Raw genomic sequence first — 13,701 nt, forward strand, 5'->3', positions numbered from 1 at the left:
CGCCCAACGCCGGCGTCCAGCAGAATTGGCGCGGACACTTCACCGCAAAATGGGCACTCACACAAGGACTGGATCCATGACCGACTCCCCCCGGCCGCGCTATCGTGGGCTCACCACCCGCGACCTCGCGCTGATCGCCCTGTTTGCTGCGCTGCTGGCGGCGCTGAGCATCGTTCCCGGAATCCCGGTCGGGCCCGCCCCGGTCACGCTCCAGACCCTCGGTGTCGTTCTCGCCCCCAGCATCTTGGGCGCCAAACGCGGGACGTTGGCGATCCTCACGTTCTTGGTGCTCGCCATCGCGGGACTGCCGATCCTCTCCGGCGGGCAGAGCGGACTGGCGGGTCTCGCCGGCAGCACCGGCGGTTTTCTGATCAGCTGGATCTTTGTCGCGCTGTTCATCGGCCTGCTCACCGACCGGATGCTTCCGCGCTACCGGTTGGTACCGGGACTGGCCGTCAATATCGCCGGGGGACTGGTGGTGTGCTATCTGATCGGCGTTCCGTGGATGGCAGTCGTGGCCGAGACGGGTGTTCTGGGCGCTTTGAAGATCATGCTCGTCTTCGTCCCCGGAGACATCGCCAAGATCGTCGTCGCGACCATGATCGCCTCCGGCGTGCACCGCGCCTACCCCGTCCCTCCGGCCGGCAACCGGGTCCCGTGACCACCGGCGATTCCATCGAGGTCCCCGTATGATCCAGCTCGAGAACGTGACCCACGCCTATGACGGCCGCGTGGTCCTGAACGATGTCTCGGCCACGCTCGCCGAACGCAGGATCGGTCTCATCGGTGCCAACGGATCGGGCAAGTCCACCCTGGCGCGCACCCTGAACGGCCTGGTCGTCCCCGACTCGGGGCGGGTGCTGGTCGACGGGGCGGACACCCGTGAGGATGTCCGGACGATTCGGCGCAGGGTCGGCTTCGTCTTCTCCAACGCCGACACCCAGATCATCATGCCCACGGTTGCCGAGGACGTCGCGATCGGCCTGCGCGGCAACGGACTGAACAGGGAAGAGACGGCCGACCTGGTCGATGCGATCCTGCGGCGCCATGGGCTGGCCGCGCACCGCGACCATCCCGCACACCTGCTCTCCGGCGGGCAGAAGCAGATGCTGGCGTTGGCGTCCGTGTTGGTCACCGAGCCGGAGGTGCTGGTCTGCGACGAACCGACCACTCTGCTGGACCTGCGCAACGTCGGAATCGTCACCGAAACGCTGCGGGCCCTGGAGCAGCAGGTCATCCTCCTCACCCACCACCTGGACACCCTTGTCGGCTTCGACCGGGTGCTGGTCATGGACGACGGACGGATCGTGTTCGACGGGGAGCCCAAGGCTGCCATCAGCCACTACGTGGATCTGATCGGGGCGCGACCGTGAGCATGATCGGTCTCTACGTCCCGGGGACCTCCCTCCCGTACCGGATGGGCGCCGGTACCAAGCTGCTCCTGCTGGTCGTGGTGGTCACCACGCTGCTGGCCCTGCGCGACCCGTGGGTCTCCCTCGGGACCGCTCTCGTCGTCCCGCTGCTCTACCTGGCCTTCGGCCTCTGGTCCCACTTGCGACACGCATTTCGCCCGGTCCTGCTCTTCCTGGTCCTGGTGGCGCTGTTTCACCTTCTGTTCACCGGATGGGAGGTGGCCGTCCGGGTCTGCGCCCAACTGGCAGCCGCGGTGCTGTTGGCGGGGCTGGTCACCCGCACGACCCCGGTCACCGAAATGCTCGACCTCTTCGCCCGCCTGGCCCGGCCGCTGCGGTTCGTCGGGGTGCGGCCCGACCGGGTGGCCCTGGTGCTGGCGCTGACCATCCGGTGCATCCCCATGGTGGCGACCGCGTGGACCACCTCCCGCGAGGCGTATCTGGCCCGGGGCCTGCGGGGCGGGCCCCACCGGATGGTGGTCCCGGTGATCGTCAACCTGATCCGCTCCGCCGAGGCGCTGGGGGAGGCGATGAGCGCACGCGGGATGGACTAGTCCTTGTTCGGGCAGGTATGCGGACGGCGAGCGATCGTGGGCCTCTTCCGTCCGGGGAACACGCTCCGCCCGACGGGGGCCACCGTGTCGACGGCCCGCTGCGGCTTAATATGAGATGTGACCGAATGGGGTTTTCGGCGGCTGCTCCTGAACATGTCCCGGTCATGGGCTGCCCGTGCTCCCCACCGCCGTCGCCGCTCGTCCTCTCCCGGTCACCACGGCGGCGAAAGGCGCCGGATCCGTGCGGCAGGTGTCCGCACACCGCGAGAGCACCATCGCGCAGGAGGCCCGAGAAGGGCGTTCGTCGCGGCACTGCTGTCCACGTTTCTCCTGACGGTGACCGCGCTCACCGCTCCTGTCCCGGGGGCCGGCCCGTACCCGGGAGGTCCCGATCGCTACCTCGATCAAGACCCCCGGTTTCTCGATCCCCGCCCGACCGAAGAGCCGCGTCCGCCGACCCTGCCGCTGGAGGAGGCCGAACGGCTCACCCGGGTAATCGACGCCTACCTCGCCGACCAGGAAGGGCGGTTGGCCATCTCGGTGCACGATCTCGCTTCGGGGGCGACCTATTCCTACGGCCCCCAGACGACGTTTCACACCGCCAGCCTGGCCAAGCTCAACATTCTCGTCCTGCTCCTGCTCCACGCCCAGGACGAGGGCCGTGTGCTCGCCGCCGACGAGCGTTCCCTGGCGGCCGACATGATCCGCTACAGCGACAACGATGCCGCCGATGCCCTCTACGCGCGCATCGGTTTCGAAGAAGGCCTCACCGAAGGAAACGATCGCCTTGGCCTGCACGCAACGGAGCCCGGGGCCCACGGTGTCTGGGGCGCGACCCGGACCACCACTGCGGACCAGCTTCGGTTGCTGCGCGTTGTCTTCACCGGCCGCGGACCACTGTCGCGGAGCAACCGGTCCTACGTCCGTGAACTCATGGGTTCGGTCGCCCCCGAGCAGGCGTGGGGGGTCTCCGCCGCGGCGGGGCCGGTGGACGCCGTCGCACTCAAGAACGGCTGGATGCCGCGTGACGCCGACGGAGGCCGGTGGACGGTCAACAGCTCGGGACACGTTCTCGGCGCCGACCACGAATACTTGATCACTGTGCTCTCCGACCACCATCTCGACTCCTGGACCGGGATCCAGTGCGTCGAGCACGTGGTCGCCGAAGTGGTGGCCGCCATCGAGGACGGCCCTGTCTAGGCTGGGGCGCGGCAGTCACGACGGAAACGGGGAACTCCATGATCGACCTGAGGTCGGACACCATCACCAGACCCACCGCCCGGATGCGTCGGGCGATGGCCGAGGCCGAGGTCGGGGACGATGTCTTCGGGGAGGACCCGACGGTTCGCCGGTTGGAGGAGGAGACCGCCCGACTGTTGGGCAAGGAGGCCGCGCTCTACGTGCCGTCGGGACACATGTCCAACCAGCTCGCCATCTACGCCCAGGTCAACAGCGGCGACGAGATCTGGGCCCATCGATCCAGCCATATCCTGGCCAACGAGCAGGGGGCTACCTCGGTCCTGGCCAGGGCGCTGCCCCGCGCCTACGACGATCCGCGCGGCTACCCGGACCACGATCTCCTGGAGCAGTGGGCGGCGGGCAGCAACGACGTGCACCGTGCGAGGCCGCGGCTCATCTGCCTGGAGAACACCTTCACCGGTCGGGTGGTTCCTCTCACCGAACAGCAACGGGTGGCCGACTTCGCCCACGCACTGGGGATGTCCCTGCACATCGACGGAGCGCGACTGTGGAACGCGTCCGTCGAGCTCGGTGTCCCCCCTTCCGAGGCCGCGTCAGGCGCGGACACCGTCTCGGTCTGCTTCTCCAAAGGACTGGGCGCACCGGTCGGTTCGGCCCTTGCCGGTAGCGCCGAAACGGTCGATCGTGCCCGGCGTGCCCGCAAGCTTCTCGGTGGCGGGATGCGTCAGGCCGGGATCATCGCGGCGGGCGCCCTCCACGCCCTGCACCACCACCGGGACCGCCTAGCCGAGGACCACCGGCGTGCCGCCGAGCTGGCCGTGGCCCTGGACGCGCTGCCGGGAATGTCGGCACTGGCCCGAACCAACATGGTGGTGGTGACGACTCCGCCCGACGAGGCTGCCCGCTGGGCCCGCGCCTTCACCGAGCACGGGGTGGGTTGTGTCCCCATCGGCCCCGACCTGATCAGGCTCGTACTCCATCTGGAAGTCGACGACGCGATGCTCGACCAGGCGATCAAGCGGATTGCCGAGGCCGCGGCCGCTGCTCGGCGCTGAGAAGGGGGTCGTGTCCCGGCGGCGCGGCCGGGACACGGGACTCTGCGCCGGAGGAAGGTCCACCAGGTCCGCGATGCGGGCTCGGTGCCGGTCGGCCGCGCCCGGGGCGATCGCAACGCGGGGGGCATGGGGCCCTCCAGAAAGGGACGACATGTGGCGTGTGCCACATGTTCGGGCAATCCTGGTCGTCTCATACCGACCAGGTGGTAGGCAGGGCGGGTTCTTTCCGGTCAAATCCCGTACTCCACCCGTCCCGGAGGACCGCGCGGTACCGTTGCAGGGCGCCGTCCCTGAGTCGGTCCGAGCTGTCATGGGCAGGGGCGTCCCCCACTCCCCGATGGAGGAGAAGGCGTTGTTCGACGCTCACCTGCACATCATCGACCCCCGTTTTCCGCTGGTCCCCGATGCAGGCTTCCTGCCCGAGCCCTTCACCGTGGCCGACTATCGAGCGGTGGCCCACGAACTCGGTGTCACCGGCGGTGCCGTTGTCTCCGGCTCCTTCCAGGCATACGACCAGACCTACCTCGTCGAGGCGCTCCGCGAACTGGGCCCGGGATTCGTCGGGGTGGCGCAACTGCCTGCCGACACCTCCGACTCGCTGCTGCGCGACCTCCACGCCGCAGGGGTCCGGGGCCTGCGGCTCAACCTGAGGCGCGGTGTCGTCGGTGATGTCGACGCCATCGTGCAACTGGGGAGGCGTGCCGCCGACCTGCTGGGCTGGCACACCGAGCTCTACGTCGACTCCCGCGACCTGTCGGGACTGCGCGCCGCTCTGGCGCCCCTCCCGCGAATCAGCATCGACCACCTCGGCCTCTCCGGAGCGGGGCTGCCGGCGGTGCTCGACCTGGTCGCCACCGGAGCCCGGGTCAAGGCCACCGGATTCGGCCGTTTCGACGGCGACCTTGCGGCCGCGCTGCGTGCGGTCGCCGCGGTGAACCCCGGAGCGCTCATGTTCGGCACCGACCTTCCTTCCACCCGTGCGCCGCGTCCCTTCGCGCTGACCGATCGTGATCTCGTCGCCGGAATTCTCGGCCCCGACCTCGCCCGGCGCGCTCTCCGGTCGAACGCGGCGGACTTCTACGGGGTCCCGGAACCGGCACCCGCCGGGGGCGGCACGTGCGGTGCGGTGCAGGGGCCCGTGCGAGAAGTCGGTGCCGGTAACCGTTCGGAGCAGGGGTAGGGGGGCGGTGTCCTGGGAAGTCGGAGTGCCTGGGGAGGTCGATGTGCGTGAGCACCACCGTCGGGCCCGGGCAGTTGGCCGGAGGCACGGCACCGGATCGGGAGCGCGTTCCCATCCGACCGGCCACGGACGTGCGCCAGTGCGCGGTCGTGCCGCCGGTCTGGTACGGGTACGTCGTGTTTCGCATGGCTGGTCCCCGCGTGGTCGTTTCGGGGGGAAGGGGGCGCCGGCCGCGAGTGGACTCGCCAGTGCGGCCCTACTGCCAGACGGCGGATCCCCGTTGCCGGACGCATACCGGGCGAAGGGGGAGAAGGGCGATGCCCGGCGAGTCGCGAACGCCGGCCGTGTATCGACTCGAACCGGTCGGGTCGCACTCTGTGTAGCCGATTTCCCCCCTTGGGCACGGTATGGTGACGCTACGAGAACGTCCGCGTCTGCGCGCCGTCCGCTTTCGGCGTGGTCGCGCGCCGTCCCGTTTTCCGGCACTGCCTGCTCGTCCCGCCGTCACCGTACGTTGTTCGGGATCAGCCACAGTGATACCGGATGCGTCTGGAGAGCGGGGCCGCAGATCGCCCGCGCACTGCAGGAGGGATCAGCGGCGATGCCGAATCCGGGGAGCCAGAGGTGATCGTCGTCGCGCATCGCGGCGCTTCCGCCTATGCGCCTGAGAACACCCTCGCGGCGTTGCGCGAGGCGCACCGCCGCGGTGCTCACATGGCCGAACTGGACGTACGCCAGACCGCAGACGGGGAGTTCGTGGTCATGCACGACCCGACGCTGCGCCGTACCACCAACGTGGCCGAGGTGTATCCGAACCGTCGGTCCTGGCGGGTCGCGGATTTCACGCTCGCCGAGATCCGTCGCCTCGACGCAGGATCCTGGTTCGGTCCGGAGTTCGCCGGGGAGCAGGTCCCCACGTTTCTTGAGGCCCTGGCCGTGCTGGAGCGCGCCGGACTCGGCGCGCTGGTGGAGTTGAAGGTACGCCGCCGCGATCCGGCCACGGCCGACCGGCTGGCGGCCCTGATCGGTGCCGACCCTTATTGGCACGGTCATGGCGAAGCAGGACGGCTCATCCTGCAGAGTTTCGAGTGGACGACGCTCAAGCGGCTGGCCAGGCGACTGCCGGACGTGCGCACCGCAGTGCTGGGCAAGACCTACGGCAGCTTCGGTCTGCGCAGGGTCGCTCGGTACGCCCACCAGGTCAACCCGCACCACCTGCGCGTCAGCGCACCCTACGTGCGTCACGTCCACGAGCACGGACTCACCATGTTCAGTTGGACGGTCAACTCGCACTCGGCTATCCGGCGGGCCATCCGCGACGGTGTCGACGGAATCATCTCCGACTACCCGGACCGCGTCACCGGCCATCTGACCGTCGCTGCCTGACGTTTCCTGGCGAAAAGTACCCCTCCTTTACAGGATGGACGCAGAAACTGCGTCTTTTTTGTCCAGACTTCAACTGATGGATGGGCCTACATGTTCTAGGATTACCTCCATAGGACGCGTGCACGTGCATCCGGACCTTGCATTTGCATAATCCTCGAAGAACATCCGGCGTTGTGGCGCCGGCAGACCTGTGAGCGATCGAGACGACTGCAAGGGGATCGCGGTGACCGGACATTTTGCCCAGGAGTCCATAAGGGGGGTGCCCGGTTCGCAGTGGGCACCGGCAGCCACTCTTGAGGCAGGGGCAGTGCACTCCTGGTGGCTTCCCGCCCTCGAACACGGTGCGTCCCGCTGGGACGCCCATCCCGGCTCTGCAAGCCACGACAGCGTCTCCTGGGGGCTCGACCCCGACTACGGGGCGGTCAAGACCGCGCGCGAGCTCGTCATGGGCGTTCTGCGCGACTGGGGGATGGCCAGGTTGGCCGGAGACGTCGAACTGGTCGTGTCCGAGCTCGTCACCAATGCCCTGCGCCACGCCGAGACAAGTGCCTTCGACTCGCCCGGATGTGAAAGTGTTATCCAGATCAGTGTCATGCGCCGCGGAGGCGAGCTGATCTGTGCGGTTCGGGACTGCAGCGACGTGCTTCCGGCGCGGCGCGATCCCGACTTCATGGCCGAAACGGGGCGAGGGCTGCATCTTGTTTCCTGTTTCAGTCGCAGCTGGGGGACGGTTCCCGCCATCGCCGGCGGAAAGTTCGTCTGGGCCCTCTTTACCTGAGCCGGTCCGTCGTACCAGGGCCCGATAAGCTCACCGTTGCGGCCTCCGACAGTCGAATCGGGCTCTCCCATTGCCTTTTCGGAACCCACCGGGCCGATTGGCGGTCCGCTTCGGCTATATCGTGTAGGCGTCGGTACACGACGCGCGCCGGACGGAGCCCAGGGGAGGGGAACCGGGCCCGGCACGATAAAAGCGGGTTAGGGGAGGCAGCAGCGGTGAGCGTGGCTCAACCAGAGCCGGGCAGCGGCCCGACCGTGCGTCGAATCCTGCTCGGGTACCAACTTCGCAAGCTTCGCGAGGCCAAGGGAATCACCCGCGCTGACGCTGCTTACAAGATCCGCGGTTCGGAATCCAAGATCAGCCGGGTCGAACTCGGTCGGGTCGGTTTCAAGATCCGCGATGTCGAAGACCTGCTCACCTTCTACGGTGTCACGGACCAGTCCTTGCGCGAGGCGTATGTCAGCCTGGCCAAGGAGGCCAACGAACCCGGTTGGTGGCAGAAGTACGGCGACGCCCTGCCCGGCTGGTTCCAGTCCTACGTCGGGCTGGAAGAGGCCGCCACCCAGCTCCGCGTCTACGAGAGCCAGTTCGTGCCCGGCCTGTTGCAGACCGAGGACTACGCGCGTCAGGTCATCACGCGCGCGGGCAAAGTGCGCCTCGACCACGTGGCCCACGGCCGGATCGCCACCCGTATGCGGCGACAGCACAGGATTCGGGACAACTCCAAGGTCAAACTCTGGGTCATCATCGACGAGCCGGCGGTCCGTCGTCCCGTCGGCGATGCCGAGGTGATGCGCGGTCAGTTGGAGCACCTGAAGAAGCTCAGTCAGGAACCCAACATCACGTTGCAGATCGTGCCGTTCAGCCAGGGAGTGTTCGCCGCGGAGACCGGGTCGTTCACCATCCTGCGCTATCCCGAGTACGACCTGCCCGACGCCGTGTACCTGGAGCAGCTCACCGGGGGCAATCTCCAGGACCGGCGCGACGACGTAGAGGCCTACACCATGGCCTTCGAGTGGCTCGCCGTGGTGGCCGACCATCCCGAGCTGAGCCGGGCGCGGCTCGATCAGTTCATCGCTGAACTGGGCTGACCTCAAAGCGGGACAGCGTTCTCGCCAGCCGATCGGGAAGGGCCCCGTCGTTGTCAATGGCGGAGCCCGGTGTCGGCGTTAACCCAGCAGGTTGTCGAAGTCGCCGTCTTTGGCGCCGAGGATGAGGGCGTCGATCTCGGCCTGTGTGTAGACCAGTGCCGGGCCGTTGGGGAAGCGCGAGTTGCGCATCGCGATCGCGCCGTCGGGCAGCTTCGCCATCTCGACGCAGTTGCCGATCGAGTTGCTGCGGCGGCTCTTCTGCCAGGCCACGTCACCGAGCTCAGTGGCCGAAATGCCGTTGTACGTGCTCATGTACAAGCTCCCTCTTGCAGCCCTGTGTGGAACAGTACTTCGCGCGTGCTTTTGCATTCTCGAATGCACGTGCATGCGCACTGTAGTTTGGAGGATAGCGTATGTCTCTGGGAAAAATCCGAGAGGGCGGGAGCATGTAGGCGCTATGTAAGCAAGGCGGATTGATCCGACGCACGTACGCGAAAGGGTCCCGCCGAAAAACATCCGGGCGGGACCCTTCGGGCGGACTCAGGAGCAGTCGAGGGCGCTCCGCAGCGTTTCCAGGTTGGCGCGCATGACCGAGGGGTAATCCGTTCCGGACGACTCGTCGGTGATGCCTTCCAGTGGATCCAGTACCGCCGTCTGCACCCCTGCCTCCTCGGCGATGGTCTGTGCAACGGCCGGACTGACCAGCGTCTCGGTGAAGACGGTCGAGACGTCGCGTTCCTTGACCAGGCGGGCGACCTCGGCCATGCGGGCCGGAGAAGGTTCGGTATCGGGTTCGATCCCGGTGATAGCGGTCTGCTGAAGGTCGTAGTTGTCGGCCAGGTAGCCGAACGCCGCGTGGCTGACGACCATGTCCCGGGTCGCGCACTGTGCGAGGCCGCTCCGGTAGTCCGCGTCTATTTCGGTCAGTTCGGTCGCCACGCCGGCCGCGTTGGAGCGGTAGGTGTCAGCGTTGTCCGGGTCCACCTCTGCCAGCCGCTCGCCCAGTCCTTCGGCCACGGTCGACAGTCGATTCGGATCCAACCACATGTGCGGGTCGAGGCCGCCGCCGTTCTCCTCCGGGACCTCGCGCAACTCCACCAGATCGTTGACCGCCAAAGCGGCGTCGGCCGCTTGTTGGTGTACCGCGTCGTCCACTGCCGGCTGCATACCGTCGATGAAGAAGACGATGTCGGCCGAGCCCAATGAGCCGACCTGGCGGGCGGTCAGCTCCAGATCGTGCGGGTCGACCCCCGGCTGGGTGAGGTTGCTCAGCGCCACGGAGTCGCCGCCCACCCGCTCGGCCAGCCATTCCAGCGGATAGACGGTCGTGATCACGGACACGCCGTCGGAAGATTCTCCGCCGGTGGCCGAACAGCCGCCGACCGTACCGGCGGCCAGTATTCCGACCGCGCCGACCGCGGCCGCCCTCAATATCCCAGATCGCATGCCGTCCATCATGTGGACGGTGAAAACGATTGTCAATTCAGGATGGTTCGTCCGCTACCGCCCGTTCCCGGCGGTGGCGTTCAGCCCAACTCGGCAAAGCGTTCCACGGCGTCGGTCTTTCCGGCCACGATGATGATGTCGCCCTTCTGGGGAACCGTGTCCGTCGTCGCGTAGGTGAACGCCTCGCCGTGGCGCTTGATGGAGACCACGGTGATGCCGTGGGCCGAGCGCACCCTCGTCTCGCCGAGCCTGCGTCCGATGATCTCCTTGGGGGCGCGTGTCTTCCCCAGGGCGAAGTTCTCCTCGATCTCCACATAGTCGAGCATGCGACCGGAGACCAGGTGTGCTACGCGCTCGCCCATGTCGTGCTCGGGCAGCACCACGTTGTGGGCCCCGATCTGCTGCAGGATCCGCCCGTGGCGTCGGCTGATCGCCTTCGCCCAGATGTGCGGCACGCCCATGTCCACCAGCAGGGAAGTGGTGAGGATGCTCTCCTCCAGGTGAGTGCCGATGGCCACTACCGCGCGGGTGAATTCGTGCGCACCCAATTGGCGCAGGGCCTCGTCGTCAGTGGTGTCGGCGACCACGGTGTGGGTCAGTGAGTCGGCGTACGCCTGGACCCGGCGCGGATTGTTGTCCACCCCCAGTACCTCCCAGCCGTGGGTGACCAATTCTTCCGACAGGGAGCCACCGAACCGGCCGAGCCCGATCACCAGGACCCGTTTGTCATTTGTCTTGTTACGCGGCACTGCGTCCTCCTGGCGGGGCGGGGTCACCCGATGATCGGTCGGGCCTCGGGCAGGTCATAGCGCCGGGTCCGCTCGCGCAGGGCCAGGGCGGAGGCAAAGGTGATGGGGCCGATCCGGCCGGCGAACATCAGTATCACGAGCAGTACCTGGACGTCTTCTGGAAGGTGGGGGGTGATGCCGGTCGACAGGCCCACCACTCCCGAGGCCGAGACCACCTCGAACATTACTTGTTCGAGTCCGTAGGAGGTCCGGATCAGCAGGTAGATGGTGGCGGTGGCGATCACGGTCATGGACAGGAAGGTCAGGCTGAGTGCCTGGCGGATCGCCCCGGAGGAGACCCGGCGTCCGAAGGCGTGCACGTTCGGGTGGCCGCGGATCTCGGCCCACACCACCAGTCCGATCACCGCGAAAGTGGCGGCCTTGATGCCGCCCGCCGTTCCGGCGCTGCCACCGCCCACGAACATCAGCATGATGGTGCAGAAGAGGGTGGAGCTCTCCATCGCGCCCACGTCGACCACGTTGAAGCCCCCACTGCGCGGCATGATTCCGTGGAAGGCCCCGTCGAGGAGCTTCTGCTGCCAGGGCATCGGTCCCAAGGTGTGCGGATTGCTCCACTCCAGCGCGGTCACCGCGATCATGCCGCCACCGAACAGGAGGGCGGAGGCGCAGACGGTCATCTTGGCGTGCAGGCTCCAGCGCTGCGGTGACGTCAGGTGCCGCCGCAGTTCCAACAGGACGGGGAAGCCCAGCCCGCCCAGCACGCTGGCCACAGCGGTGGGGACGAGGATCAGAGGATCCCCCGCGAACCGCGTCAGGCTGTCGCCGTAGAGGGACAGCCCCGCGTTGTTGAAGGCCGAGACCGCGTGAAAGGTTCCGCTGTACAGCGCGGTGTCCAGCGCCATGTCGTGGCCCAGCCACATCTGCGGTACGAGGATCGCCGCGGTGACCGCCTCGCACGCCAGGCTCACCTTGAGAATGCGCACGACTATGCCGCGGGCGTCGCCGACGTTGAGCGTGCGCGACTCGGTCTGCACGCTCAATTGCATTCGCAGGCCGAACCGCCGAATGACCACGAGCCCCAGGACCGAGGCCAGCGTCATGATTCCCAACCCGCCGATCTGGATCAGCGTCAGGATGACGAGCTCGCCGAAGACCGACCAGTGCGCGCCGATGTCCACCACCGCCAGTCCCGCGACGCACAGGGCGGACACGGCGGTGAACAGCGCCTGCACCACGGTGGCGCCGTTCTCCTCCCCGTGGGCGATCGGCAGCAGCAACAGTCCGGTGCCGATGAGGGCGACGGTGCCGAAGAGCATCACGAAGACCCGTCCCGGTTTGCTCCAGGACGAGCGGTGCCCCACGATTCCGGGCGGGGTCTCCGCACGCTCTCGGTGCAGTAATCGCATCAGCCAGCTGCGCAGGCCGTGCAGTCGGTCCCGCATGATCAGTCCGCCATCCCTCGTGTCGCGGCCCCCCGGCCAACCGGTCCACGGATGTCGAAGTTAGCGTCGGGGCGTTCGACACGCGAGCCGAACTGCGGAACCGAGTCGCTCTCGGGAGATCATCGCGGGTGCGAGGTGAAGATTCGGTCAGCCGGTCGGTGTGTGCGCGGTGCCGGCGTGCTTCCTGCGGTAGTGGGCGTTGCGGGTCAGAAGTACGCCGGAGGCGAGAACGGTGGCGATCAGCGAAGCGATCAACACCCCGCTCTTGGCGTGTTCCAGCACTGCTCCATCGGTGAAGGAAAGCTCGGTGATCAGCAGGGAGACGGTGAAGCCGATTCCGGCGAGCAGCGACATCCCGGCCAGGTCGATCCAGCTCAGAGCGGGGTTCAGTTCGGCCCGGGTGACCTTCGTGGTGATCCAGGATCCGCCGAGGATACCGATGAGTTTGCCCAACACCAGCCCGAGGATGATCCCGATGGCCGCGGTGTCGGTGAACACCGTGCCCAGTCCGTTGAAGACGACTCCGGCGGACATGAGCGCGAAGACCGGCAGGGCGATCCCGGCCGACCACGGGCGCAGCAGGTGCTCGACCCGATGGCTCGGCGACTCGGAGGCTCCGTCGAGTGGCACGGTACGCATCAGCATGCCCATGGCCACACCCGCGATGGTGGCGTGCACGCCACTGGCGTGCATGAGCGCCCAGATGGTGAAGGCGAGAGGGAGATAGACGACCCAGTTGGGCAGCACCGAACGGTCGAGGGCTGCGGCCAGGCCCCGGCCCCGTTGGAGGTAACCGAACACCGCCAGAAGCGCGAGGGCGCCCAACAACGGGAGAAAGGAGAGGCCGCTGGTGTAGAAGACGGCGATGACGACGATAGCGCCGAGGTCGTCGACGATGGCAAGGGTGAGGAGGAAGGTGCGCAGCGCGGGAGGCAGGTGTCGTCCGATCACCGCGAGGATCGCAACAGCGAAGGCGATGTCGGTCGCCATGGGGATCCCCCACCCCTGAAGCGTCTCGGGGTGGTTGATGTTGACCAGGGCGTAGATGATCGCGGGGACGGCCATTCCGCAGATCGCGGCGATGATGGGGAGCATGGCCCGGCGGGGGTCGCGCAGCTCCCCGTGGGTGAACTCCTGTTTGAGCTCGTTGCCCACGATGAAGAAGAAGACCGCCAGCAGCCCGTCGGCCGCCCACGCCTGTACCGACAGGTTCAGGTGCAGTGAATCGGGTCCGAAGGTGAAGGACCGTACGGCCTCGTAGGTCGCGCCGAACGCGGAGTTGGCCCAGAGGAGGGCGACCACTGCGGCGGCGATGAGGAGGAATCCGCCGACCACGTCCCTGCGCAGCAGGTCGGGGATCGTACGAAGGCCGTACTGCTTGTGCTCGGTCATGGTGCTCCTGGAGAAG

Annotated in this window: 14 protein-coding genes; 9 read left to right on the forward strand and 5 right to left on the reverse strand. The window is 67.4% G+C overall.

Translation table 11 applies throughout. The annotated features are described in order from the left end of the window. The first annotated feature begins 76 nt into the window (after positions 1–76). From QSJ59_RS10190 to QSJ59_RS10230, 9 genes are all read left to right on the forward strand, one after another. On the forward strand, positions 77–661 hold the full coding sequence (locus QSJ59_RS10190; RefSeq protein ID WP_285758946.1) for a biotin transporter BioY: 585 nt from the start codon (positions 77–79) through the stop codon (positions 659–661). A 28-nt stretch (positions 662–689) separates the two neighbouring features. After that, a complete protein-coding gene (locus tag QSJ59_RS10195; protein WP_285758948.1) occupies positions 690–1,373 on the forward strand; it encodes an energy-coupling factor ABC transporter ATP-binding protein in 684 nt (227 codons plus the stop codon). Then, complete coding sequence (locus QSJ59_RS10200; RefSeq protein ID WP_285758949.1) at positions 1,370–1,966, forward strand: CbiQ family ECF transporter T component; 597 nt, start codon at positions 1,370–1,372, stop codon at positions 1,964–1,966. The genes QSJ59_RS10195 and QSJ59_RS10200 overlap by 4 nt, the downstream gene beginning before the upstream one ends. A gap of 336 nt (positions 1,967–2,302) precedes the next feature. Further along, a complete protein-coding gene (locus tag QSJ59_RS10205; RefSeq protein ID WP_285758950.1) occupies positions 2,303–3,166 on the forward strand; it encodes a serine hydrolase in 864 nt (287 codons plus the stop codon). Positions 3,167–3,204: 38 nt separating this feature from the next. After that, positions 3,205–4,221, forward strand: coding sequence for a threonine aldolase family protein (locus QSJ59_RS10210; RefSeq protein ID WP_285758952.1), 1,017 nt, complete (start codon positions 3,205–3,207; stop codon positions 4,219–4,221). 352 nt (positions 4,222–4,573) lie between these two features. Continuing rightward, positions 4,574–5,401, forward strand: coding sequence for an amidohydrolase family protein (locus tag QSJ59_RS10215; protein ID WP_285758954.1), 828 nt, complete (start codon positions 4,574–4,576; stop codon positions 5,399–5,401). 543 nt (positions 5,402–5,944) lie between these two features. Then, the gene (locus tag QSJ59_RS10220; RefSeq protein WP_285758956.1) at positions 5,945–6,787 is read left to right on the forward strand and encodes a glycerophosphodiester phosphodiesterase; all 843 of its coding nucleotides are present in this window, start codon (positions 5,945–5,947) and stop codon (positions 6,785–6,787) included. 190 nt (positions 6,788–6,977) lie between these two features. Beyond that, on the forward strand, positions 6,978–7,565 hold the full coding sequence (locus QSJ59_RS10225) for an ATP-binding protein (RefSeq protein WP_285758957.1): 588 nt from the start codon (positions 6,978–6,980) through the stop codon (positions 7,563–7,565). A 215-nt stretch (positions 7,566–7,780) separates the two neighbouring features. Next, the gene (locus QSJ59_RS10230) at positions 7,781–8,656 is read left to right on the forward strand and encodes a Sco1979 family transcriptional regulator (RefSeq protein ID WP_285758959.1); all 876 of its coding nucleotides are present in this window, start codon (positions 7,781–7,783) and stop codon (positions 8,654–8,656) included. A gap of 78 nt (positions 8,657–8,734) precedes the next feature. Here the strand turns inward: QSJ59_RS10230 and QSJ59_RS10235 are convergent, their stop codons facing one another. The 5 genes from QSJ59_RS10235 to nhaA all read right to left on the reverse strand — a co-directional run bounded on the left by QSJ59_RS10235 (position 8,735) and on the right by nhaA (position 13,685). Next, on the reverse strand, positions 8,735–8,968 hold the full coding sequence (locus QSJ59_RS10235) for a DUF397 domain-containing protein (RefSeq protein ID WP_285758960.1): 234 nt from the start codon (positions 8,966–8,968) through the stop codon (positions 8,735–8,737). Positions 8,969–9,196: 228 nt separating this feature from the next. Continuing rightward, complete coding sequence (locus QSJ59_RS10240; RefSeq protein ID WP_285758961.1) at positions 9,197–10,102, reverse strand: metal ABC transporter substrate-binding protein; 906 nt, start codon at positions 10,100–10,102, stop codon at positions 9,197–9,199. An 80-nt stretch (positions 10,103–10,182) separates the two neighbouring features. Further along, positions 10,183–10,851 carry a potassium channel family protein gene (locus QSJ59_RS10245; RefSeq protein ID WP_285758963.1) on the reverse strand — a complete coding sequence of 223 codons (669 nt, stop codon included), beginning with the start codon at positions 10,849–10,851 and terminating at the stop codon, positions 10,183–10,185. Between the two features lie 23 nt (positions 10,852–10,874). After that, positions 10,875–12,293 carry a TrkH family potassium uptake protein gene (locus tag QSJ59_RS10250; RefSeq protein ID WP_285758964.1) on the reverse strand — a complete coding sequence of 473 codons (1,419 nt, stop codon included), beginning with the start codon at positions 12,291–12,293 and terminating at the stop codon, positions 10,875–10,877. A 147-nt stretch (positions 12,294–12,440) separates the two neighbouring features. Next, positions 12,441–13,685 (reverse strand): Na+/H+ antiporter NhaA, encoded by a 1,245-nt coding sequence (nhaA, locus tag QSJ59_RS10255; protein WP_285758966.1) that lies wholly within the window; start codon positions 13,683–13,685, stop codon positions 12,441–12,443. Positions 13,686–13,701: the final 16 nt, after the last annotated feature.

The organism is Nocardiopsis ansamitocini, from assembly GCF_030268225.1.
GTDB classification, from domain to species: domain Bacteria; phylum Actinomycetota; class Actinomycetes; order Streptosporangiales; family Streptosporangiaceae; genus Nocardiopsis_D; species Nocardiopsis_D ansamitocini.

Coding starts and splice junctions, on each gene's coding strand:
- QSJ59_RS10190 (WP_285758946.1), top strand. CDS start 77: ATGACCGACTCCCCCCGGCCGCGCTATCGTGGGCTCACCACCCGCGAC.
- QSJ59_RS10195 (WP_285758948.1), top strand. CDS start 690: ATGATCCAGCTCGAGAACGTGACCCACGCCTATGACGGCCGCGTGGTC.
- QSJ59_RS10210 (WP_285758952.1), top strand. CDS start 3,205: ATGATCGACCTGAGGTCGGACACCATCACCAGACCCACCGCCCGGATG.
- QSJ59_RS10220 (WP_285758956.1), top strand. CDS start 5,945: ATGCGTCTGGAGAGCGGGGCCGCAGATCGCCCGCGCACTGCAGGAGGG.
- QSJ59_RS10235 (WP_285758960.1), bottom strand. CDS start 8,968: ATGAGCACGTACAACGGCATTTCGGCCACTGAGCTCGGTGACGTGGCC.
- QSJ59_RS10240 (WP_285758961.1), bottom strand. CDS start 10,102: ATGCGATCTGGGATATTGAGGGCGGCCGCGGTCGGCGCGGTCGGAATA.
- QSJ59_RS10250 (WP_285758964.1), bottom strand. CDS start 12,293: ATGCGGGACCGACTGCACGGCCTGCGCAGCTGGCTGATGCGATTACTG.
- nhaA (WP_285758966.1), bottom strand. CDS start 13,685: ATGACCGAGCACAAGCAGTACGGCCTTCGTACGATCCCCGACCTGCTG.